A 22,823-nucleotide genomic window follows, 5' to 3' on the forward strand; every position below is an offset into this window, starting at 1 on the left:
AATAGTAAGACTGAAGTATTATTTTTCATTTGTAGTATCCTTTATAATTTCAGGAATGATATAAGCTTAATAAACTAGAAAGTCTTGGTGGCCGGGAGAAAGGGATTCGAACCCCTGGAGGTGTGACCCTCAACGGTTTTCAAGACCGCCGCTTTCGACCACTCAGCCATCTCCCGATAAAGTAAAGTTTTGCCTTTTGGAGGCGACATCCGGATTCGAACCGGAGATCAAGGCTTTGCAGGCCCATGCCTTACCGCTTGGCTATGTCGCCCTGATAATGTTGAAAAAGTGGTGCCCGAGGCCGGACTTGAACCGGCACGGAAGAAAAATTCCGAGGGATTTTAAGTCCCTTGTGTCTACCAATTCCACCACCCGGGCGGGTGATTATGGAGCGGGAAACGAGATTCGAACTCGCGACCCCAACCTTGGCAAGGTTGTGCTCTACCCCTGAGCTATTCCCGCATAAATTTCTGAAAGAATTGAAGATAAAAGTATAGCAAAATAAACTTAAAAGGAGTTTATTTTGCCTTAAGTTATTTGCAAATAAATAAAGCTTTCGCGTTTAAAATTTGTTCTTTTTCGCTGATAATTGGAGATGAAAGTTCTATATTATCAGATTTTGCATTTAGCATTCTAGGTGCGATATTGGTATTGGCATTTACTTGTAAATTTTTCAATACACAAGTTTTATTAAGATCTAAAGAGTAAGTTTTTTCATATTCGTATGATGTTTTTAAAAGCTCTTTGTAGAGATTTTCTTTGTTGTTGTTTAGTGTATCTTTTGAAAATTTTGTTTGTATGGCTGGTGTTGAAACGCTGATGAAATTATTTTTAGCTATGATAGAATTGATGTCATTTAAAAGATTGTTAAAATCTGCAAGTTGGTTTTCTTTAAATTCACATTCTAAATTCGCATCAAATCTTTGACCTTTTGGAGTTTGTATACCATCTTTATAGGAAAAATTAGGTTCTAAAGAAAAACTTCCTCCGCTACAAAAATTTTCTTTTTTTGAGCGTTCTAAAATTTGATTGAAAGTATTTGTGATTTCAGCTTTTTCACTATTGTCTAATGTAATTTTTGAACTTAAATTTTCATTTGCCCAAAAATTAATATTTGCATATAAAATATCGGGTTTTAGTGTATTGCTTACTTCTATATTTCTTGAAAAATATAAATCATGATTAGAGTCTTTTTTGCCTAAAAATTCTACATTAAAAACTACTCCTGCAACAAAAAGTAATAAACATAAAAAACCTACACCTAAACCTTTAAAAAAAGCTAACATGGATATCCTTAATAATTTAATTTGAGCTAATTTTAGCAAAAAATTTTAAAATTTTTTTGTTATACTCTCATTTATGCAAAAAAAAGAGCTTGAAAAACTACAAGAAAATTTACTTCTTTGGTATGAAAAAAATGGACGCAAAACTTTGCCTTGGCGTAATTTACAAAGTCAAAATTGTGATGAAAGTTTAAAGCATATTGATAGAGCTTATGGAGTTTATATCAGCGAAATTATGCTTCAGCAAACTCAAGTTAAATCAGTTTTGGAAAGGTTTTATTTCCCCTTTTTGCAAAAATTTCCTACTTTAGAAAGTTTGGCTAATGCTAATGAAGATGAGCTTTTAAAGGTTTGGCAAGGACTTGGTTATTACACTCGTGCTAGAAATTTAAAAAAGGCAGCTTTAGAATGTGTGGATAAGTTTGAAGCTAAATTACCCAAAGAAGTTGAGGATCTAAAAAAATTAAGCGGTATAGGAGCTTATACAGCAGGCGCTATAGCTTGTTTTGGCTACGATCAAAAGGTTTCTTTTGTTGATGGCAATATACGCCGTGTGCTTTCTCGTCTTTTTGCTTTGGAAAATCCTAGCATGAAAGAACTTGAAAAAAGAGCTAAAGAGCTTTTAAATGTAAGTCATGCCTTTGATCACAACCAAGCTTTGCTTGATATAGGGGCTTTAGTTTGTGTGAGTAAAAATGCAAAGTGTGGGATTTGTCCTTTGTATGATTTTTGTCAAGGTAAATTTCATACAGAGCTTTATCCAAGAGCTAAAAAAATACTTTATGAGAGTGTAAATTTAAATCTTTTTTTGTTTGAATTTAATAAAAAATTTGCGATACAGAAAAGTCAAGATAAGCTTTATAAGGGTATGTATAATTTTCCTTTTTTTAAAGAAGGAGAGTATAAACTTTCTAAAGATATGAGTTTTGTAGGGGAGTTTAAGCACGGTTATACTAAGTATAAACTTAATATCAAGGTTTATCATCAAATTTTAAATAATGAAAATAAAAATTATGAATTTCAAACCTTAAAAGAGTTAGAAAGTACCGCACTTTCGGCACTTTCTTTAAAAGCGTTAAAATTAATTAAGCTCTGATTTTTTAGGCAAACATAAAGTAGCTATAAGCATGATGATTGTAAAAATAGCTATATAGATAAAAAAGCCATTTTCTATACCTGCATTTTTAAATTGTAAAGCAACCCAAGGAGCAGATCCTCCAAAAACAGCATTTGAAATAGCATAACCCAAACCCGTACCTAAAGCTCTTACATGTTCAGGAAAAAGTTTTGCTTTAAAAATCCCAGCAACTGAAGTATAAAAACTTAAAATAACAAACAATAATACCACCAACATAAATGTCAAAGAAGGATTATTTTGTGCGTTATTGGCTATAAGTGAAAAAATAGGATAAATTCCTACCAATGCCAAAATACAAAATACAATTAAAGATCGTTTGTGACCTATTTTATCTCCTATATATCCAAAAAGAGGTTGAATGATCATTAGTATAAATAAAGCACCTAAGAAAAGATTATTAACAAGCATTTTATCCATACCCGTATTTTCCATAAAAGTTTTAGTATAAGTTGTAATAGTATAAAAAGCTAAAGAACCTCCAGAAGTAACCCCAAGCACCATTAAAAAAGGTTTCCAAGATTTGCATAATGCTTTTAAAGTACCACGATCTTCATGCTGGCGAAGTTTTGTAGCACTTTCATTCATCATTTTTCTTACAAAAAGCGAGCCTAGTGCTAAAATTCCGCCTATTACAAAAAGTATTCTCCAAGCATAATCTTTCACATCATCAATGCTAAAAAATAAAAACATTATACTAATGCTTGCAACGGCCAAAAGTTGACCACCTATTAGGGTTACATACTGAAAAGATGAGTAAAAACCGCGTTTTCCTTCTGTAGCAAGTTCTGAAAGATAAGTAGCTGCTATGCCATACTCTCCACCTACACTAAGACCTTGAATGAGTCTTGCTATTAAAAGTAAGATAATAGCAAGATCGCCCACTGTATCTTTGCTTGGTAAGGCTGCTATCATAAAAGAGCCCAAAGCCATTAAAACCACTGATATAACCATAGATTTCTTACGACCTACTTTATCAGCTAAAGAGCCAAAAAGCCAAGAGCCTATAGGACGCATAAAAAATCCTGCTGCAAAAACCCCAAAGGCATTGATTTGCTGGATAACAGGATTATCTGAAGTTGAAAAAGTATGAGCAAAATAAGTTGCTGTAAAAGCATAGATATAAAAGTCAAACCACTCTACTAAATTTCCACTACTTGCAGCAATAATAGAGCGAATTTTTTTCGTGCGAGTAAGCTCTTGCATAAACCCTTCCTTCATTTTAGATTTTTATTTAAGTATAGTGTGATTTTTGTTTAATATATTTAAAAATAAAGAAGAGAAATAAAAAAGATAAAAATATTGATAAAAATGTTACATATTTTTAATAAATTTCATAAATTTTGGTAAAATGTTTACTCTAGGAAATATAATGAAATTTAAAAAAATATATATAGAATTAAGTGATATTTGTGGTTTAAAATGTGATTTTTGTCCTTCTCAAAAAGGAATTCGCGGGGTAATGAGTGAAGAAAAATTTCAAAACTTAGCTCATAAAATTTCTAATAAGGCTGAGCTTTTTACCTTTCATCTTTTGGGTGATCCTTTGCTTTTACCTAATTTGGAAAATTATCTAAAAATCGCAAAAGGTGAAGCTATGAAACTTGAAATCACTACAAGTGGCTTTTATCTAAATTCTAAAAATCAAGCTTTATTGTTAGGGTATGAGAATATCCATCAAATCAATATTTCTTTAATGTCTTTTTTAAGTCAAAGCAAAATTTCTTTAGAACAGTATTTTAAGCCTATTTTAGAACTTTGCAAAAAGCATTTAGAGCAAAAAAGCCTTTCTTTTATCAATCTAAGACTTTGGAATTTAGATGCTAATTTTAAGGCACCTAAGTCAAATTTAAAAATTTATGAGTTTTTAGCCAAAGAATTTGAAGCCAAGATCAATGCAAGCTTAAGTAAAAATCGCTTGCAAAGACATATTTTGCTTCATCAAAATAAACTTTTTAAATGGCCAAATTTAAAAGATAAACCCCTTTATAAAAAAGGAAAATGTCATGCTTTAAAAGAGCAAATTGGGATTTTAAGTGATGGAAGTTTGGTGCCTTGCTGTTTGGATACTAAAGCAGATATTAACTTAGGAAATGTTTTTGAAAATAACTTTGATAAGCTTTTTAAATCACCGCGTATAAAGATGATGAAAAAAGCTTTTGAAGAAGATAAACGCATAGAAAAACTTTGTCAAACTTGCGAATTTTTTAAAGCAAGATTGAGTGATTAAAAATTGTTATTTTCTAGCTTTGTTTTAAATTCTTGAATTCTGTCTATTATCTTAGGACTAAGACGTAATAATATATGTGTATCTTTGTTAAAATAAATACTTCCTGTTTTAACTGCTTTGGTATTTTTCAATAAAGTATTTGCATCTAAAAGATTGTTTTTAGCATTAATTCCAAGAATAAGTATGTCTGGATTTTGTTTAAGTATGTATTCTGCTGATATAACAGGTCTTGAAATTTGACTTTGTGGACTTAAATTTTTAATCCCTATAAGTCTTAAAATATCAGCTATTAAAGAATTATCATTAAAGGCCATTAAAGGGTTGCTAGAATAAAGATAAATCGCACTTTTATTTAGGGGTTTATCGCTTAATTTTTTTAAATTTTGGGTAAATTCTTGTTTTAAAAGCTCTGTTTCTTTTTCTTTTTTGGTGATTTGGCCTAAGGTTGTGATATTTTTTGTTATATCTTCTAAACGCTCGGCTTTTAAATTGATACTTTTGATACCAAAATTTTTAAGTCCTTCTTCTAAATTTAAAGAATAAGAGCTTAAAATCACCAAACTTGGTTTTAATGCTACTATTTTTTCAAGTGAAGGATTTGAAAAAGTGCCTACGCTTGTAAGTTTTGAGGTTTGATCTTTAGGATAGATATTTGAGTGTTGTAAAGTGGCAATGCCTACGATTTGATCTTCAGCCTTAAGCATAAAAAGGGTTTCTATGCTTGCAGGATCAAGCACTACAAGGCGTTCTTTTGCATTTAGTGTGATTAAAAACAAACTCATAATAATTAAAATTTTTTTCATTTTTTCTCCTTTAAAGCTAAAATATAAGGTTTAGAATTTTTATAAATAATCTCGCAGTTTAAATCATAAATTTCTTTTAAAATTTCTTGAGTAAAAAGCTCTTTACTCGTTCCAAAATACTTTATCTCCCCTTCTTTTAAAAAAAGGATTTTATCGCAGAACATAGAAGCTAAATTTAAATCATGCAAGATAGCAACAACGGCTATATTTTTTTCTTTAACCAGTTTTTCGCAAAGGCTTAAAAGCTCTATAGCATAGTTTAAATCAAGGGCTGAAGTGGGTTCATCTAAAAAAAGAATTTTTGGCTTTTTAAGCAAGGCTCTTGCCAAAAGCATTCTTTGAAATTCACCCCCACTTAAAGAAAGTATGCTTCTTTCTAGAAAATTTTCAAGTCTTAAATCCTTAGCAAATTCTTTAATTTCTAAAATATCTTCTTTAGAATAAGAACTAAAAGCGTGTTTTAAATTCGCATATTTGCTCATTAAAAGCACATCGATGACTTTTAAAGGGGTGTTTAATTCTGATTTTTGAGGCACAAATCCGCAAATTTTGGCAAATTCTTTAAGAGAAAAATCTTTGATATTTGTATTGAAAAGACTTATTTCTCCTTTATTTGGACTTAAATTTTTAAGTATAAGTTTTAAAAGAGTGCTTTTACCTGAACCATTTGGCCCTAAAATTCCTATAAAAGCTTGGTTTTTAAGTTCTAAATGAATATTTTTTAGTAAATCTTTTTGGTGATAAGCAAAGCTTAAATTATGTATTTTTAGCATTATAAAAATCTCCTAGCGCTTAAAGCTAAGTATAAAAAAATAGGAGCTCCAAAAAATGCAGTTAAAATTCCAATCGGAATTTGCACAGGAGCTAAAAGAGTTCTTGCTAAAGTATCACAAATAAGTAAAAATAATCCTCCAAATGCTGTACATAAAGGGATAACCAAGGCATTATCATAGTTTTTAAGCAAAAGTCTTATAGTATGAGGAATGATGAGTCCAACAAAGCCTATAAGTCCGCTAAAAGCAACCGCAAAAGATACAGCCAAGGATGAGACAATGAGTAAATTTATCTTTAATTTTTGAGCATTTACCCCTAGATTTCTAGCTTCATCATCTCCGCTTAAAAGTATGTTTAATTCGTTTTTATGAGCGTAAAAATAAAACAAACAAAAAATTAAAGGCAAGATTAAAATTCCCACACGAAACCAAGAAGCATTGCCTATATTTCCCATAAGCCAAGCGACTATTTTAAAAGAATCCTCGCCTATAAGATAAGTGAAAAAAGAAGTAAAAGCTCCTAAAAAAGATGAAGCTGCTATGCCGATAATGAGTAAAGTCGCTATAGAAGCTTTAGAAGAAATTTTAAAAACTCCTAGGGCAAAAAAGGCAGAGCAAACAAAACCTAAAATTCCATAATAATAATCATTCAATTTTAACAAATACGCCAAAACCGCTCCAAAGGTTGCCGCAGAAGCTATACCTATGATATAAGGATCAGCTATAGGATTTGAAAATACATTTTGAGTGATAGCCCCACTACTAGCTAAAAGCATACCGATTAAAATCGCCATTATAATCCGTGGTAAGCGTCCATCTATGATGATTTGTCTTAAAATTTCATCTTGGCTAAAGATATATGAAAAAAGCTCTTTTGGATTTAAATTCTCATCTCCTAAGCAAAGTGCTGTAAAGGAAGCGATTATATAAGCTACCAAAAGCCCTATAATCACTAAAATTTTAGAATGCGTATTTAAATTCAACATAGTAGTTTCTGCCATTTCCAACTAGGTATTGATCATTTATACTGTCTTGATAGGTGTAGTATCTTTTATCGAAAAGATTGCGAATTCCTGCTAAAATTTGTAATTTTTTATAATTATATTTCATGCCAATATCTGTTAAAAAATAATCCCTTATCCAAGAATTTTTAGACATTTTTCCTGTATTTTCATCTATAGTTCCACCATCTTTTGCTCTAGAAAAATAGGTTAAATCAATAAAATTTGAGAAATTTTTATTCCAAGCGTATTCAATCCCAGCTGTGGCTTTGATTTTTGAAACATAAGGAATTCTCATGCCGTCATTAACACCTTTAGAAATTTTAGCATCAAGATAAGTTAGACTTTCTCTAAAGATTAAATCATCATCTAAAAAATTTTGACTCAGGCTTAATTCTACTCCTAAACGGCGAGTTTGATCTATATTATAATATTTCCACCAAGATCCACTAGTAGAATGAGGGTTTCCAAGATAAGAAATTTCATCTTTGCTTAGGGTGTAAAATAAAGTTAGATTAAAGCCGTAAAAATTCCACCAAAAATCATCAATACCTAGTTCAAAGGTATCAAAGATCTCAGGATTTAAATTTGCAGAATAATACTTTTGTGAATTTTTATCCTTGTTGACAAATTGTGCTGGATTTGGAGAGACAAAACCTCTTTCGTATTTGATATAAAGCTTTCCTGTGTCTGAGTATTTAAAATTTGGAGTGATTTCAAAAGCAAAATTATTGGCGTTTTTATTGGTATCAAAAAGTGTTGTTGAGTCTATGATAGTAGGCGATGGGGGTCTTCCGTTCATACTCATTTCATTTCTATAAGATCTATCGGTATTATAAGAGCTAAATTCATATCTAGCTCCACCGGATAAAGTAAAAAATTCATTAAAATTATGAGAATCAAGAGCAAAAATAGAATGGCTTTGTTTAGTCATATCCATTAAAGTTGTCATCCTGTGATAATTTATGACACTTGGAACGCTATAATACACCAAACTCTTTCTTTTTGCATCATGGTTTGCAAATTCATAACCAAAAATAAAATAAGAATTATTTGCATAATTTAGTTTGTTTTTTAAACTTATCCCTGTAAGTGTGTCTTCAAAACCACTTCCATTTTGATATACAGGGACGCTTAGCCCCATAGAGCTCATTGTGGAAACATCTTTTAGATAATTGATTTTTTGATTTTGCCAAAAAGCTTCTAGGTTAAATTCCCATATATCATCAAAATAGTAATGATAATCCAAAGAAATTTCAGGGCGATTAATTTGTGTGATATTGTCACTATTGCCTTTTTGAGTTGGATCGCTTTGAGCTTGTGCTTTTGTTAGATAGCCACTGCTGGTATTTTTGCTTTTAAAATAATTATACCCCAAAGTTAAATCACTATTATCATTGATATCAATATAGGTTTTTGTGTTGATAAAATAACCTTTTTCATTATAACCTTCTTGATATCCATCAAGGTTAAAACTTTGTATATCAAAGCTAAAAGCTAAATTTTCATTTATTTGTTTGGCACCATTGATACCTAAATTTCCACCTAGTCCACCATGATCATAAGCACTGCTTTTTAAATTTATAGCAAAAGCATCTGATTTTTGTTTTTTTGTAATGATATTAATCACGCCACCTCTAGTACCACTTCCATAAAGCACAGATCCACCCCCAGGTATGATTTCTATGCGTTCTACATTATCTAAATTGATACTATCTAGTGGGGTTACACCATGGGAATTATCAAGAACATTAATAGCATGCCCATCAATCATAACTTTTACAGCTATATTGGATTTATTTCCTTGTCCACGCATATCTATATTGCGTCCAAGTCCAAAATTTACAAAACTAATGCTCGAAATTCTTTCTAAGGCTTGTTCTAAAGAAACATAACCTTTATTTTGTAGATCTTTGCCTTCTATGCTGATTACATTGCGTAAATTTGAATCCGCATCTTGTTCAAAACCTGTTGTACTAACAACAACTTTTTGTAGATTAATAGCTTTATTTGATTCTTGTGCATTTAAATTAGTTATTAGCAATAATGCAAATAAAGATAATTTAAAAGCTTTTTTATTTGGGTGCAAATTTTACTCCTTAAATAAAATAAATAATGATAATTTATATCATAATAATTTAGAAATAAATTTATCCTTTATTAACTTAATCTAGTATAAATTTTTGTTAAAATAGATAATTTATATATTTTAAGTGCTTTTTAATTTGATAATTGATACCATTTTTTTTAATATTTTATTTTAAAATCAAGAAAGGATAAAAATGAATTTTGAAAGCATTATTTCTCATATGAATGATCATCATAAATCAAATTTAGTCGATCTTTGTAAAAAATTTGGTGGTATTGAGCAAGTACAAGATGTTTTTCTAAAAAGTGTTGATTTTAATGGCTTAGATCTTGTTTACAATGATAAAGAAAATTTACGAGTGGAATTTCCTAAAAAAGCTGATGAAAACACGATTAAAGATACTATAATATCCCTTTGCATGAGTGTAAAGAGCGAGCAAAATTTTAGTGGCGTAGAAAAAGAATTAAATGAATTTATGCTAAGTTTTAATTCTGTAGCTTTGGCAACTTTAAATGCAAATGGAGAAGTTGTTTGCTCGTATGCACCTTTTGTAAGCACACAATGGGGAAATTATATTTATATAAGTGAAGTAAGCGAACATTTTAACAACATCAAAGTAAATCCAAACAATATAGAAATAATGTTTTTAGAGGATGAGAGTAAAGCTGTTTCTGTTATACTTCGTAAAAGATTGCGCTATAGAGTAAATGCAAGCTTTTTAGAGAGAGGTGAAAGATTTGATCAAATTTATGATGAGTTTGAAAAACAAACCGGAGGAGAAGGAGGTATTAAAACTATACGCAAGATGCTTGATTTTCATCTAGTAAAGCTTGAATTTAAAAAAGGACGCTTTGTAAAAGGTTTTGGTCAAGCTTATGACATAGAAAATGGAAATGTTGCACATGTAGGTGCTAGTGGAAATCCACATAAATTCCCACATAAACATTAATTTATATAAAATCTTATAAATTTTGTTCTTGTAAAGCTTGGGCTTGATGATGAGTGATTAAAGGTTCTATGATTTCATCAAAAAGCCCATCTTGCATAATGGCATCTAAGCGATATAAAGTAAGATTTATTCTATGATCGCTGATACGATTTTGTGGAAAATTGTAAGTGCGAATGCGTTCGCTTCTATCTCCACTTCCTACTTGTGATTTTCTTGCTTCACTTTCTTTTGCCAGTCTTTCACTCTCTTGCATTTCATAAAGTCTTGCTTTTAGGACTTTCATCGCACTTTCTTTATTTTTGTGTTGGCTTTTTCCATCTTGATTGACTACAACTATACCTGTAGGGATATGAGTGATACGAACAGCTGAATCAGTAGTATTTACACTTTGTCCACCATGTCCAGAAGAGCGCATCACATCAACTTTAAGATCGTTTGGATTGATTTCGATTTCTATATCATCAACTTCTGGCATTACTGCCACGGTGATAGCAGAAGTATGCACACGTCCTTGGGATTCTGTTTGAGGAACTCTTTGAACACGGTGCGTTCCACCTTCATATTTAAGTCTTGAATAAGCCCCTGTTCCTTTAACAAGCATGATGATTTCTTTAAATCCACCTACGCTTCCTTCACTAGAGCTTACAATCTCAAGTTTATAGCCGCGATTTTCAGCATATCTTGCATAAGCTTTTACAAGATCTCCTACAAATAAAGATGCCTCATCGCCACCTGTGCCTGCACGAATTTCAAGAAAAATATTTCTTTCATCATTGGGATCTTTAGGAAGAAGTAAAATTTTAATTTCTTCTTCAAGTTTTGGTTTTAGTTCTTCTAAAATTTTTAGTTCTTCTTTTGCAAGTTCCCCAAGTTCTGGATCGTTTAGTAAAGCTTTATTTTCTTCTATATTGTTTAAAGTTTGTAAATACTCTTTAGCTTTTAAAACGATAGGTTCTAAATTTTTTTGTTCTTTAGAGAGTGTAGTCATTTTACTGATATCGTTGATTATATCAGAACTGCTAAGAAGAGAATTTAACTCTTCAAAGCGTTTTAAAAAAGGATCTAGTTTGCTAGCTAACATTAAAAACTATATAGAAAATTATGCGATTTTATTTACTAAAAGGGCTAAGCGGCTTACACGGCGAGAAGCAGTTTGTTTTTTAATGAAACCGCGACTTACCATAGCATGAATGCTTTTATTAGCTACTTTTAAAGCTTCATTAGCAGCATTTTTATCTCCATTTGCTGCAGCTTCTCTTACGGCTTTAGTTATATTTTTAAGTCTTGTTCTATAGAATCTATTTCTTTCTGTTTTTTTAATAGTTTGTCTTGCTCTTTTTTCAGCAGATTTATGGTTTGCCATTTATATTTTCCTTTTTTGAAATTAAAGACTAAATTATATAAGAATAAAATTTAAAATTTAATTAATTTAAGCAAAATTTCAAAATAAGTCTTTTAAATTTATATCCCAAAAAACTAAATTAAATTTAAGTAAAAATCCATAAATTACCGCACTTAAAAGTCCAGCAAACAATCCTGCTAACATATCATCAAGCATTACACCTAGTCCGCCTTTGACTTTTTTATCTATCTTACCAATAATAGAAGGTTTTGTAATGTCAAAGAGTCTGAATAAAACAAAAGCTAAAATAAAATTGACTATCGAGTTTTCAACACTTGCTGCAATAGCACAAGCAAGAAAAACTCCAGCAACCTCATCGATAACTATGTGTTTGTCATCGTGAATTCCTGTTTTTTTTTCATAATCATCTATAACACGAATACTTGCAACAAAAATTAAAATGCTTAGTAAAAACAAAGTGTTAATCCCGAGATATTTAAGTATAAAAAAAGCAGGTATTAAAGCAGCGATAGTACCAAAAGTCCCACTTGCCTTTTTTACAGAACCTGAATAAAAAAAAGTTAAAAATAATTTTTGCATTTTATTACACCATATAAGACATTTGATGAATTTCTAAAAGTTTTTGATAAAATTCTTCATCATTTTTGTATTCTAAAATTCCATCAGTTGGAAAAAGCTCATTATAAATTTTTTGCATATTTTTTAATCTATTTGGAAAAAGAGAAGTTAAAATAACACTAGATACTTCCTTGCGCATGAAAATTGCTGGAGGAATGATACCCGCTCTTAGTAAATCTTTTAAAGACTGAGAATTATAGTGCAAATGGTGATGACAACCATGAGGGCAAGATCTTGTGCTAACAATCATGCGACATTGATCGCAAAATACAAATTCAGGCAAAACGATCACTTCTATGCCATAGTCCTTGGAAAAATCATCAAGTATAGTTTTTGGTTGGTTATCATCATAAAACATTCCAAGTCCTGTATGATTTTGTCCTACTACTAGTTTGGTACAACCTAGACTTTTTGCGATAATACTTTCTAAGCCAGGATTTAAATGAGCGTGAAAAATATTAATATTTTTTAATGGAAAAATGAAAATTCTATCCGGTGGAAGATAGTTTTGAATAAATTTTTTCAAATATGCTTCTTTAAGTTCGAATTCAAACCCATTTACATCAAAAGATTCTACAAGAAAAATTACAACTAAATCTGCTTTATCAATAGTCCAACGAAACATTCTTTCATGGGCACGATGCAAAGGATCAAAACTTGAAACTATAGCAGTAATTTTTTGTGCATTAAGATTGTTTTTGATTTGTTGAAAATTCTCTTTTATTTTTTCAATTTGAGAATTATAAATTTCTATTTTTCCACTTATGCAAGTTGTTCCCATGTCTTCTAAAGAGCAAGTGTTAGGACTGAAAATATCAGAAAAATTTTTATTATTTTTAAATTGGCTTTTAAAATCTATATGTCCTACTACTTTTTCATCTAGCATGAGATCGATTCTATCGCCAGATTTTATATCATTTAGTGCTTCTTCGGCATTTTTTGGTGCAAAGCTTAAGGGATAGGGAAAGCTTTCTCCTTTAAATTTTCCTGATTTAATGATTTCATTGACTTCTTTTTCATTCATTAAATGAGTGCAAGTGCCTAGCAAACCTTCTTTAATAAGTGATAAGATGCCAAATTCATTTTGATCTATGATAATGTTTTTATTTTTTCTTGCTGATTTCATATTTCTTCCTTTTTTCCCATAAAGATTTACGTGAAATGCCTAATTTTTTTGAAAGATCGGTATCAGGAAATATATTTTGGTAATTTATAATAACATATTTTACATACTCATCTATAGTTAAAATTTCATTGCTATTGATATTTTTTTCATTATCATTTAAATTAATGCAGTTTATTTTTAAATCATCTGTATTTGAATTGGTATGCAAAATAACATTTTTGTTTTGTATAAAATCTAGGAGTTTTTCCTTTTCTGTTACTTTTAATGCTTGAAAATTACTCAAAAATAAAAGATTGTTTTCTGTGGGAAGTTTCATAACTTTTTCAACTGAATTTGTAGATGTTAAATCAATAAAAGAAAGAGTAATGTCACATTCATTTGCATAATTAAAAACAAAAGCATCAGCGCTGCTTTGCTTGTTGGATTTTAATATCAATGGAAGTTTTAATTTTTTATAATTATACTCTGGAATTTTGATTGTTTCTAATCTTGATTTGATATAGCTTTGATAAGCTTTATTAAGGATTGAAAGTTTTCTAAAATCCTGATAATGCTTTATTTTTCTAATCAGCTCTTCTATCATAAAGGGTTTTTGAATATAATCACTAGCACCTAATTTCAAAGGATTTGAAACTGTATCTGTACTTATATAAGAAATAAGCAAAATAATAATACTATGTTTAAATTGACCTACGGCTTTTAGAAAATTATTAGTATTTGTAGAAAGCAGTATAATGTCATAGTATTTTTCACCATTGTATTCATCAAACGAGTTAATAATTTCACAGCTATATCCAGCATCACTTAGTTTAATGCTAATGCTTTGCGCTAGATAAATTTCATTTTCAATAATTAAAACTTTCATAATCTTGTCCAATCAAAATATTTTAAATTTACACTACTAAGCACCGCCATACCTTCTTTTCTTCCAATAAAACCCAATTTTTCCGTTGTTGTGGCTTTAACATTGATTCTAAATTCATCTAAATCTAAGGTATGAGCTATATTGCTTTGCATAGCTTGTTTAAAGTCTTTAAGTTTAGGGCTTTGTGCCATGACGCAAATGTCTATATTAATGAGTTCAAAACCTACTTCTCTGACTTTATCATAAGCTTGTTTTAAAAGCTCCATGGAGTTGGCATTTTTAAATTTCATATCAGTATCAGGATAAAGCTCTCCTATATCTCCAAGTCCTGCAGCACCTAAAATCGCATCGGTTAAAGAGTGAGCTAAAACATCTCCATCGCTGTGTGCTTTAAGCCCCATAGTAGGATGAATTTGCACTCCTGCTAAAAGCAAAGGGCGATTCTCTCCAAATTCATGCACATCAAAACCATTGCCAGTAAAAATTTCAAAGCTAGGTGTAGGCAAATCAAGTTTTTTAAGATCTTCTTTAAAGGTTAGTTTTCTTGCATTTTCTTCACCTTCAACAAACCAAATTTTTCCACCCATTGCAGCTATAGCTGTGCTATCATCTGTAAATTCTAGGTTTTGATCCAAGGCTTTTTTAAGCAATTTGGTTTTAGAAATTTGTGGGGTTTGAATGAGTTTGATTTTTTCTCTTTGCAAGGCTTCATTGTCAAAGAGTGTTGTATCTGCAACTTTTAAAGCAGGGGTAATACAATCTGCTTTATCTAAATTTTCAATCAAACGATCAAACAAATTTTTACTCACCAATACCCTTGCTACATCACTTACCATAACAAATTCGCTATCTATGAGCTCTAAGGCTTTTTTTAAGGATTCTGCTCTGGTATCACCACCTTCTATGAATTCATAGTTTTTAGTAAATTTTTTCATATAAGTGATATTACTAGAGGTAACAACTATTTTTTTAAAAGGATAAAAAGAGCTTAAATTTTTTGTTGCATAAAGCCAAAGAGGGTCATTTCCAAGTCGTAAAAATTGTTTTTTTACCTTTGTGTTAAAACGAGTAGAATTTCCAGCTGCTAACATAATGAGGCTAATTTCACTCATTTTTTCATTCCTCTTTTTAATATTGTTGGTTTTTATAATGTTACCATATTATACACTTATAAAAAGCTAAATTTTATCATTTTATTAGTAAAATTGATTTTTTTAAAAGACAAGGAAAAAATATGAAAGAACAAATTTTAGAGAAATTAAAAACTGTAAAATATCCTGGTTTTGAAAAGGATATAGTGAGTTTTAACTTTGTAAAAGATATTAAAATTCAAGATGATGGTGTATTCATTGATATAGAAATCGTTTCAGCAAATCCTGAAGTAGCTAATGAAATTCGTAAAAATGCTACTGAAGCTTTATCGAGTTTGGCTTTAAAAAATATCGAACTTAATATCATCACTCCAAAAATTCCTGAAGAAAAAAGTAATTCAAGAAGTGGAAAAAATATCGCTCCACAAGTAAAAAATTTCATCATGGTTTCAAGTGGAAAAGGTGGTGTGGGTAAATCTACAACTACAGTAAATTTAGCAATTTCCATGGCTAAAATGGGAAAAAGAGTAGGGATTTTAGACGCGGATATTTATGGGCCAAATATTCCAAGAATGCTAGGAGAAACCAAAACTCAGCCTGAAGTAGTAGGGCAGAGATTAAAGCCTATTTTAACTCATGGTGTTTATATGATGAGTATGGGGGTTTTGATCGAAGAGGGTCAAGGTCTTATGTGGCGTGGAGCTATGATTATGAAAGCAATCGAGCAACTTTTAGCTGATGTGATTTGGCCTGAACTTGATGTATTGTTTTTAGATATGCCTCCAGGAACAGGCGATGCACAAATTACTTCTGCGCAAAGTATTCCTATTACTGCAGGAGTTTGTGTAAGCACGCCTCAAACCGTATCTTTAGACGATAGCAAAAGAGCTTTAGATATGTTTAATAAACTTCATATTCCTATAGCGGGTGTGATTGAAAATATGAGTGGATTTTTATGTCCTGATAATGGTAAAGAATATGATATTTTTGGTAAAGGAACAGCTGAAGATATGGCAAAAGCCTATAAAAGTGAAGTTTTAGCACAAATTCCTATAGAAATGATAGTAAGAGAAGGTGGAGATGAAGGCAAGCCTGTGAGTTTTTATCACCCTGAAAGTGTGAGTTCAAGGCGTTATTTAATGGCGGCCGAAAAAATTTGGAGTTTTATAGAAAAGATTAACAATGAAGGTGGTGCGGATAATTCTGCTATACAACCTGTGATGAATGGAAAAAGTGCGTGTTCGCATTAAAAATTAAGTGGATAAGGAAAAGAAAATGATTAATACTAAAGAAGATTTTTTACTTTTAATCAAACAAATCGAGCAAAAAAGTGGTTATAAAAAACCTAAAGCTTTTGGTATAGCAAGGCTTGATAGAGGACAGCTAAATAAAAATAAAATCTTACAAGCAAGTTTTGCTTTGATTAATTACGAGCAAAATTTTGGCTCAGCAGCAATCATGCTTGAAGCTTTTATGCAAAGGGGCGTGGAGATTGATTTTAATGCGAGTGAGTTTGTGCAAACTTTAAAATTAGAAGATATTGATTTTGCACTTTCTTGTTTTAAACCTTTTTTAGAAGAAGAAGGGCATCAAAATATTGATTTATTAAAGATTATCAAAGATAAATTTAAAGACGATGAGTTTGCTTTTGTTTGTCTTTTTGAAGATAAAGAACCTTTAAGTGTAGAAAGTGTTTATCTAAAACTTTATTTGCTTTCTACTAAAAAAGTACCTTTAAGAAGTATCAATCTAAATGGAGCTTTTGGACTTTTAAGCAATGTAGCTTGGAGTGATGATAAGCCTATCGAGCTTGAGTATTTAAGAGCAAATGAAATGCGTTTAAAAATGAGCAATCAATATCCAAAAATCGATTTTGTTGATAAATTCCCAAGATTTTTAGCGCATATTATCCCTGAGGATAATACAAGAATTTTAGAAAGTTCCAAAGTAAGAATGGGTGCATCTTTAGCAGCAGGAACAACCATCATGCCAGGGGCAAGTTATGTGAATTTTAATGCAGGCACAACAGGAGCTTGTATGGTTGAAGGGCGTATTAGCTCAAGTGCTATAGTAGGAGAAGGTTCTGATGTAGGTGGTGGAGCTTCGATTTTAGGTGTTTTAAGTGGAACAAGTGGCAATGCTATAAGTGTAGGTAAGGCTTGTCTTTTAGGAGCTAATTCAGTTACAGGAATTCCTTTAGGGGATAATTGTATAGTTGATGCAGGTATTGCGGTGTTAGAAGGAACGAAATTTTTACTCAAAGATGCCGAGGAACTTGCTAAACTTAATCCTTATTTTAATTTTGATAAAGAAATTTACAAAGGCTTAGAGCTTAAAGGTTTAAATGGACTACATTTCCGTCAAGATTCTATAAGTGGTGCTATGATAGTAGTTTTAAATAAAAAAGCAGTCAAACTTAACGAAGCCTTGCATTGATATAAATTTATTTACATAAAGCTTTAAGCTTTATGTCTTTCTTTTAATTTTGAAATCACATCTGAGAAACTAAGATTTGCATCTGTAAGTAAAACACTTAAATGATACATTAAATCCGCTGCTTCACAAATAAGCTCTTCTTTATCTTTTACTGTCGCTGCTAAAGCTGTTTCTACGCCTTCTTCACCAACTTTTTGTGCAATGCGTTTTGTGCCACTTTTGAAAAGTTTTGCTGTATAAGAAGTATTTTCATCGGCATTTTTGCGTGAATTGATAAGTTTTTCAAGTCTGGCTAGAAAAACAAAATCTGCATTTTTAGAAATTTTTTCAAAACAAGAAATATCGCCCGTATGACAAGTAGGCCCTACAGGATTTGCTAAAATTAAAAGCGTGTCATTATCACAATCTAAGCTTAAATCTATGATATTTAAGAAATTTCCACTTTCTTCACCCTTCATCCAAAGACGCTGTTTTGTGCGTGAAAAAAAGACTACTTTGCCACTTTCTAAGCTTTTTTCTAAGGCTTCATTATTCATAAAGCCTAGCATTAAAACTTCGCAAGTTTTTGCATCTTGGATGATGACAGGTAAAAGATTATCCACTTTTTGCCAAGCGATTTTTTCATTAAGTTCTTTGAAATTTTGCATATTATATCCTTATACTTAAGCCTTGATTTTTAAGATAAATTTTTAATTCTTTAATGTCTATAAGTTTTTGATGAAAAACAGAAGCAGCTAAAGCCCCATCTATACCTAGTTTAAAAGCTTCTAAAAAATGTTCCATTTTTCCCGCTCCCCCACTTGCGATCAAAGGTACTTTACAAATTTTATATACAGCTTCTAATTGTTCTAAATCATAGCCATTTTTAACACCATCTTGATTCATCATATTTAAAACAATTTCGCCTGCACCTAGATCTTGCACTTTTTTAACCCATTCTAAAGTGCTTTTTCCACTATGTTTACTTGTTTTTTCATCCCCTGTGTATTGAAATACTTTTAAATTTCCATTTTCATCTTTAAAACTATCAATCCCTACTACTACGCATTGCACGCCAAAGCTTTTAGCAAGGCGTGTGATTAGGCTTGGATCATTTAAAGCAGGAGAATTGATAGAAATTTTATCTGCCCCATTAGCCAAAAGTTCAGCTGCATCTTCTTCGCTTTTAATACCCCCTGCAACACAAAAAGGAATATTGATATTTTTTGCTACTTCACTTACCCATTCTCTTGATATGCGTTCTTTTCTAGCGCTTGCAGCAATATCGTAAAAAACAAGTTCATCAATACCATTTTGAGAATAATACCTAGCAAGTTCTATGATATCTCCCATATCTTTATGGTTTTTAAATTGTGTTCCTTTTACTACTCTGCCATCTTTGACATCTAAACATGCAATTATGCGTTTTGTAAGCATCTTATTCCTTCTTCTACGCTAAAAACTCCGTCTAATAAAGCTTTTCCTACGATAACCCCGCTACAAATTCCTTTTAAGTTTTCAAGGTCTTTTAAGCTTGCTACTCCACCACTTGCCTGAATGCAAATATGAGGAAAAATTTCATGGATAAATTTGTAAAGTCTTACATTTACTCCTTGCATGGTGCCATCTTTTGAAATATCTGTGCAAAGTATGTGTTTTAAGCCTTTATTGCTATAAAAATCTAAAACTTCCATAAGCTTTTTATCGCTTGCTTCTTGCCAAGCATTTACAGCCACAACATAATCTTCTTTTAAAATCGTATCTAAGGCTAAAACTATAGCTTCACTACCAAATTCTTTTAAAATTTCAAGACATAAAGTCGCATCTTTAATTGCCATAGATCCTATAACTACTCTTTTTACTCCACAATCAAGCAAAGCTCTAACTTCTGCTTTAGAGCGTATACCTCCACCTACTTGCAAATTGACACTGACTTCTTTGGCTAATTTTTCTATCAAAGCAAATTGTCTTTTGCTAGGATCTTTTGCACCTGTAAGATCTACAAGATGAAGTTCTTTCGCTCCTGCTTTTTCGTATTCTTTGAATTTTTCCAAGGGATTGTATTTATATACTTTTTTTTGTTCGTAATCCCCTTTTACAAGACGCACCACTTCGCCATCTATAAGATCGAGTGCGGGTATGATTTGAGTCATCCTATATCCTTAATAAAATTTGAAATTAAAATTTCCCCAGCCTCGCTACTTCTTTCAGGGTGAAATTGCACCCCGTAAAAATTATCTTTCATTACGCTTGCGCTAAATTTTTGCGAATACTCACAATCTGCTATAGTGTATTCTCCAAGTCCTACACAATAACTATGCACAAAATAAAAATAAGCCCCTTCTAAGCCTTTAAACAAAGCATGAGAGCTATAAACTTCATTCCATCCCATATGTGGAAAAGTAAAGCCTTCTTTAGCTTTAAATTTTTGAGTTGTAAAATCTATGAGTTTTAAGGTTTCTTGATTTAATTCTTCAGAAAAATTTCCTAAAATTTGCATACCTAAACAAATACCAAGCAAAGGTTTTTTGGTATTTTGAATAAAATCAATAAGATTAAATTGTTCTAAATTTTTCATTGCTTCTTTTGCGGTACCCACTCCAGGTAAAAAAAGCTTATCCGCACTTTCAAGTTCTTTTAAATCCCTACTGATAGTTGAATTAAAACCTAATCTATCTAGACAAAATTTCAAAGATGCTAAATTCGCACAGGCTGTATCGATGATGATGATTTTCATATCACTCCTTTAGAGCTGGCTAAATTTTCACTTTCTATTTTCACTGCCATTTTCAAAGCTTTTGCAAAGGCTTTAAAAAGCCCTTCGGCTTTATGATGATCGTTTTTGCCTTTAACTTTTAAATGCAAACTCACGCCCATAGCATAGCTTAAAGAATAAAAAAAGTGCTCGATCATTTCTGTGCTTAAAGCCCCTAAATAAGATTTTTTAAATTTGGCTTTATAGACTAAATGAGGACGATTGCAAAAATCCATCGCACAACTTGCCAAACACTCATCCATAGGTAAAGCAAAACCATATCTTGCAATGCCGATTTTATCCCCTAAAGCTTTTTTGATACAAGCTCCAAGTGCTAAGGCTACATCTTCAACGCTATGATGCTCATCGATTTCTAAATCCCCTTTACAAGAAATTTCAAGCCCTATACCTCCATGTACAGCGATTTGCTCTAACATGTGATCAAAAAAATCAATGCCTGTTTTAATGCTAACCTTGCCCCCATTTAAGCATACTTTTACTTTTATATCTGTTTCTTTAGTAGTTCTTTGATAACTCGCGCTTCTAAAAGAACTTAAAATTTCATTTTCTATTTCTTTCCAAGAAAGTTCGCCGTATTTTAAACCACGCACGCCTAAATTTGAAGCCAAGATCATATCACTCTCACGATCTCCTATAACAAAACTTTGCTCCTTATCATAAAGTTCGTGTTTGATATACTCTTCTAACATAGCGGTTTTAGGTTTTCTGCAAGCACAATTTTCATTTTCAAAATGCGGACAAATAAAAATATCTTGAAATTCTATACCGCAACTTTTTAAAATATCAAGCATTTTTTCATGAGCGATTTCAAAATTTTCCTTTGGAAAACTTGGCGTTCCAAGACCATCTTGATTGCTTGCCATGACAAATTTAAATCCAAAATTTTTTAGTTTTAAAAGAGTGGGAATAGCATCTTTTTCAAAACGCAATTTTTCAAGAGTATCGATTTGAAAATCGCTTTTTGGCTCCTCTATTAAAGTGCCATCTCTATCTATAAAAAGGATTTTTTGACTCATTTTAAGCTTTCTAAACGAAAAGTTACTGCATTTTTGTGCGCGTCTAAATGCTCATTTTGTGCTAAAATTTCAACACTTTTACCTAAAGCTAAAAAACCTTCTTTACTTAACTCTTGAACGGTCATTCTTTTACTAAAATCTGCCAAACCTAAACTAGAATGCGTTTTAGTAAGTCCATAAGTAGGTAAAACATGATTTGTCCCGCTTGCATAATCACCCATAGACTCTGGGGAATAAGCTCCTAAAAATACTGATCCTGCGTGTTTTACACCTTTTAAAAGTTCTCGTGGATTTTGAGTTTGTATGATCAAATGTTCAGGGGCGTAAAGATTTGAAATTTCTAAGGCTTGATTTAAATCTTTAGCTATGATAATGCGTGAATTAGCAATGCTTTTGCTTGCAAGTTCTTTGCGAGGCAAAAGTTCTAATTGACTTTGGACTTCATCACTTGCTTTTTTAGCAAAATCTTGACTTAAACACACTAAAATCACTTGAGAATCTGCACCATGTTCAGCTTGTGAAAGCAAATCACTAGCTACAAATTTTTCATTAGCTAAATCATCAGCTATGACTAAAACTTCACTAGGTCCTGCTTGCATATCAATAGCTGCTCCGTTTATATCACTACTTACTTGGCGTTTTGCTTCGGTTACAAAGGCATTTCCTGGGCCAAAAATTTTATCCACCTTTAAAACACTTTGGGTACCGTAAGCCAAAGCTGCTATAGCTCCTGCACCGCCCATTTGATAAATTTCATCCACGCCACAAAGCTTAGCACAAAAAAGCACAGCATCATTGATTTTTGCAGGACTTGCTAAAACGATTTTTTCACAACCTGCAATTTTTGCAGGAATAGCTAGCATTAAAACCGTTGAAAACAAAGGTGCCAAACCCCCTGGTATGTAAAGTCCTACTTTTTCTATAGGGCGTGTTAAAACTTCACATTTAACGCCTTTTGTAGTTTCAAGAGCGATTTCATGTGGGATTTGGGCTTCGTGAAATTTTTTGATATTTTCATAAGCCACTAAAATAGCTTCTTGTAAATCTTTATCTAAACGATTGCTTGCTTGAGTGATTTCTTCTTGAGTGATTTTAATCTTTGAAATTTCAGCCTTATCAAATTTCAAAGCTTGTTCTATCAAAGCTTCATCGCCTTTTTCTTGCACTTCTTTAATGATAGAACTTACTATTTTTGAAATTTCATCTTTCGCACTTATAGCAGGTCGTTTTAACGCTTCTTCTTTTTGTTTTTCATCTAAATTATCATATACTAAAATTTGCATTTTTTAC

23 protein-coding genes and 4 tRNA genes are annotated in these 22,823 nt (G+C 31.4%); 5 read left to right on the plus strand and 22 right to left on the minus strand.

All coding sequences use genetic code 11. From position 1 onward, the window contains the following. Positions 1-88: 88 nt before the first annotated feature. The 5 genes from ELQ06_RS00680 to ELQ06_RS00700 form a co-directional block, all read right to left on the minus strand. Positions 89-176 (minus strand) — tRNA-Ser (locus tag ELQ06_RS00680). 21 nt (positions 177-197) lie between these two features. Further along, positions 198-271: transfer RNA gene (locus ELQ06_RS00685), tRNA-Cys, on the minus strand. Positions 272-289: 18 nt separating this feature from the next. After that, positions 290-378 (minus strand) — tRNA-Leu (locus tag ELQ06_RS00690). A 9-nt stretch (positions 379-387) separates the two neighbouring features. Then, positions 388-462 (minus strand) — tRNA-Gly (locus tag ELQ06_RS00695). Between the two features lie 71 nt (positions 463-533). Then, positions 534-1,286: a hypothetical protein gene (locus ELQ06_RS00700; protein ID WP_002876246.1), complete on the minus strand. Its 753-nt coding sequence runs from the start codon at positions 1,284-1,286 to the stop codon at positions 534-536. A 73-nt stretch (positions 1,287-1,359) separates the two neighbouring features. Here ELQ06_RS00700 and mutY point away from each other — a divergent pair, with 73 nt between their 5' ends. Continuing rightward, positions 1,360-2,379 (plus strand): A/G-specific adenine glycosylase, encoded by a 1,020-nt coding sequence (mutY, locus tag ELQ06_RS00705; RefSeq protein ID WP_052797908.1) that lies wholly within the window; start codon positions 1,360-1,362, stop codon positions 2,377-2,379. On the opposite strand, the gene ELQ06_RS00710 is transcribed toward mutY, so the two are convergent. Continuing rightward, positions 2,365-3,624: an MFS transporter gene (locus tag ELQ06_RS00710; protein ID WP_052782062.1), complete on the minus strand. Its 1,260-nt coding sequence runs from the start codon at positions 3,622-3,624 to the stop codon at positions 2,365-2,367. The two genes, mutY and ELQ06_RS00710, sit on opposite strands and share 15 nt — an antisense overlap. A 166-nt stretch (positions 3,625-3,790) precedes the next feature. Between ELQ06_RS00710 and ELQ06_RS00715 the strand changes: the two genes are divergently transcribed. After that, entirely contained in the window at positions 3,791-4,648 is an 858-nt protein-coding gene (locus tag ELQ06_RS00715) for a radical SAM/SPASM domain-containing protein (protein ID WP_052782061.1), read from the plus strand. Here the strand turns inward: ELQ06_RS00715 and ELQ06_RS00720 are convergent. From ELQ06_RS00720 to ELQ06_RS00735, 4 genes are read right to left on the minus strand one after another with little or no spacing between them, the layout of a single operon-like run. Then, entirely contained in the window at positions 4,645-5,451 is an 807-nt protein-coding gene (locus ELQ06_RS00720) for an ABC transporter substrate-binding protein (RefSeq protein ID WP_044261730.1), read from the minus strand. The two genes, ELQ06_RS00715 and ELQ06_RS00720, sit on opposite strands and share 4 nt — an antisense overlap. Further along, on the minus strand, positions 5,448-6,224 hold the full coding sequence (locus ELQ06_RS00725) for an ABC transporter ATP-binding protein (RefSeq protein ID WP_052793997.1): 777 nt from the start codon (positions 6,222-6,224) through the stop codon (positions 5,448-5,450). Before ELQ06_RS00725 ends, ELQ06_RS00720 begins: the two co-directional genes overlap by 4 nt. Further along, positions 6,224-7,210: an iron ABC transporter permease gene (locus ELQ06_RS00730; protein WP_002856526.1), complete on the minus strand. Its 987-nt coding sequence runs from the start codon at positions 7,208-7,210 to the stop codon at positions 6,224-6,226. Before ELQ06_RS00730 ends, ELQ06_RS00725 begins: the two co-directional genes overlap by 1 nt. Further along, a complete protein-coding gene (locus ELQ06_RS00735; RefSeq protein WP_052797909.1) occupies positions 7,185-9,314 on the minus strand; it encodes a TonB-dependent receptor in 2,130 nt (709 codons plus the stop codon). The genes ELQ06_RS00730 and ELQ06_RS00735 overlap by 26 nt, the downstream gene beginning before the upstream one ends. 193 nt (positions 9,315-9,507) lie before the next feature. Here ELQ06_RS00735 and ELQ06_RS00740 point away from each other — a divergent pair, with 193 nt between their 5' ends. Continuing rightward, complete coding sequence (locus ELQ06_RS00740) at positions 9,508-10,263, plus strand: HugZ family heme oxygenase (protein WP_052797910.1); 756 nt, start codon at positions 9,508-9,510, stop codon at positions 10,261-10,263. Positions 10,264-10,276: 13 nt separating this feature from the next. Here ELQ06_RS00740 and prfA read toward each other — a convergent pair whose 3' ends face one another. The 6 genes from prfA to ELQ06_RS00770 form a co-directional block, all read right to left on the minus strand. Further along, positions 10,277-11,344 (minus strand): peptide chain release factor 1, encoded by a 1,068-nt coding sequence (gene prfA / locus ELQ06_RS00745; RefSeq protein ID WP_052797911.1) that lies wholly within the window; start codon positions 11,342-11,344, stop codon positions 10,277-10,279. Positions 11,345-11,362: 18 nt separating this feature from the next. Further along, positions 11,363-11,626, minus strand: coding sequence for a 30S ribosomal protein S20 (gene rpsT / locus ELQ06_RS00750; protein WP_002856547.1), 264 nt, complete (start codon positions 11,624-11,626; stop codon positions 11,363-11,365). Between the two features lie 78 nt (positions 11,627-11,704). Next, positions 11,705-12,205 (minus strand): phosphatidylglycerophosphatase A, encoded by a 501-nt coding sequence (locus tag ELQ06_RS00755; RefSeq protein WP_002851418.1) that lies wholly within the window; start codon positions 12,203-12,205, stop codon positions 11,705-11,707. 4 nt (positions 12,206-12,209) lie between these two features. Continuing rightward, positions 12,210-13,370, minus strand: a complete 1,161-nt coding sequence (locus ELQ06_RS00760) for a sulfate adenylyltransferase (protein WP_002888517.1) — start codon at positions 13,368-13,370, stop codon at positions 12,210-12,212. Then, complete coding sequence (locus tag ELQ06_RS00765) at positions 13,348-14,235, minus strand: response regulator (RefSeq protein WP_052797912.1); 888 nt, start codon at positions 14,233-14,235, stop codon at positions 13,348-13,350. The genes ELQ06_RS00760 and ELQ06_RS00765 overlap by 23 nt, the downstream gene beginning before the upstream one ends. Further along, on the minus strand, positions 14,232-15,347 hold the full coding sequence (locus ELQ06_RS00770; protein WP_002877789.1) for a bifunctional 2-C-methyl-D-erythritol 4-phosphate cytidylyltransferase/2-C-methyl-D-erythritol 2,4-cyclodiphosphate synthase: 1,116 nt from the start codon (positions 15,345-15,347) through the stop codon (positions 14,232-14,234). The genes ELQ06_RS00765 and ELQ06_RS00770 overlap by 4 nt, the downstream gene beginning before the upstream one ends. Positions 15,348-15,469: 122 nt before the next feature. Here ELQ06_RS00770 and ELQ06_RS00775 point away from each other — a divergent pair, with 122 nt between their 5' ends. After that, entirely contained in the window at positions 15,470-16,576 is a 1,107-nt protein-coding gene (locus ELQ06_RS00775; protein ID WP_002868831.1) for an Mrp/NBP35 family ATP-binding protein, read from the plus strand. Between the two features lie 25 nt (positions 16,577-16,601). Beyond that, a complete protein-coding gene (locus ELQ06_RS00780; protein ID WP_052797913.1) occupies positions 16,602-17,762 on the plus strand; it encodes a 2,3,4,5-tetrahydropyridine-2,6-carboxylate N-succinyltransferase in 1,161 nt (386 codons plus the stop codon). Positions 17,763-17,785: 23 nt separating this feature from the next. Here the strand turns inward: ELQ06_RS00780 and hisIE are convergent, their stop codons facing one another. From hisIE to hisD, 6 genes are read right to left on the minus strand one after another with little or no spacing between them, the layout of a single operon-like run. Next, entirely contained in the window at positions 17,786-18,409 is a 624-nt protein-coding gene (gene hisIE / locus ELQ06_RS00785; RefSeq protein ID WP_052797914.1) for a bifunctional phosphoribosyl-AMP cyclohydrolase/phosphoribosyl-ATP diphosphatase HisIE, read from the minus strand. 1 nt (position 18,410) lies between these two features. After that, positions 18,411-19,178, minus strand: coding sequence for an imidazole glycerol phosphate synthase subunit HisF (gene hisF, locus ELQ06_RS00790; protein ID WP_002860062.1), 768 nt, complete (start codon positions 19,176-19,178; stop codon positions 18,411-18,413). Then, positions 19,160-19,894 (minus strand): 1-(5-phosphoribosyl)-5-[(5-phosphoribosylamino)methylideneamino]imidazole-4-carboxamide isomerase, encoded by a 735-nt coding sequence (gene hisA / locus ELQ06_RS00795; RefSeq protein WP_052793993.1) that lies wholly within the window; start codon positions 19,892-19,894, stop codon positions 19,160-19,162. The genes hisF and hisA overlap by 19 nt, the downstream gene beginning before the upstream one ends. Then, positions 19,891-20,478: an imidazole glycerol phosphate synthase subunit HisH gene (gene hisH, locus ELQ06_RS00800; RefSeq protein ID WP_052793992.1), complete on the minus strand. Its 588-nt coding sequence runs from the start codon at positions 20,476-20,478 to the stop codon at positions 19,891-19,893. Before hisH ends, hisA begins: the two co-directional genes overlap by 4 nt. Then, a complete protein-coding gene (hisB, locus tag ELQ06_RS00805) occupies positions 20,475-21,533 on the minus strand; it encodes a bifunctional histidinol-phosphatase/imidazoleglycerol-phosphate dehydratase HisB (RefSeq protein ID WP_052793991.1) in 1,059 nt (352 codons plus the stop codon). The genes hisH and hisB overlap by 4 nt, the downstream gene beginning before the upstream one ends. Beyond that, positions 21,530-22,816 carry a histidinol dehydrogenase gene (gene hisD / locus ELQ06_RS00810; RefSeq protein WP_002872786.1) on the minus strand — a complete coding sequence of 429 codons (1,287 nt, stop codon included), beginning with the start codon at positions 22,814-22,816 and terminating at the stop codon, positions 21,530-21,532. The genes hisB and hisD overlap by 4 nt, the downstream gene beginning before the upstream one ends. Positions 22,817-22,823 lie beyond the last annotated feature (7 nt).

Source organism: Campylobacter sp. CH246 (assembly GCF_004378835.1).
Classification (GTDB): domain Bacteria; phylum Campylobacterota; class Campylobacteria; order Campylobacterales; family Campylobacteraceae; genus Campylobacter_D; species Campylobacter_D jejuni.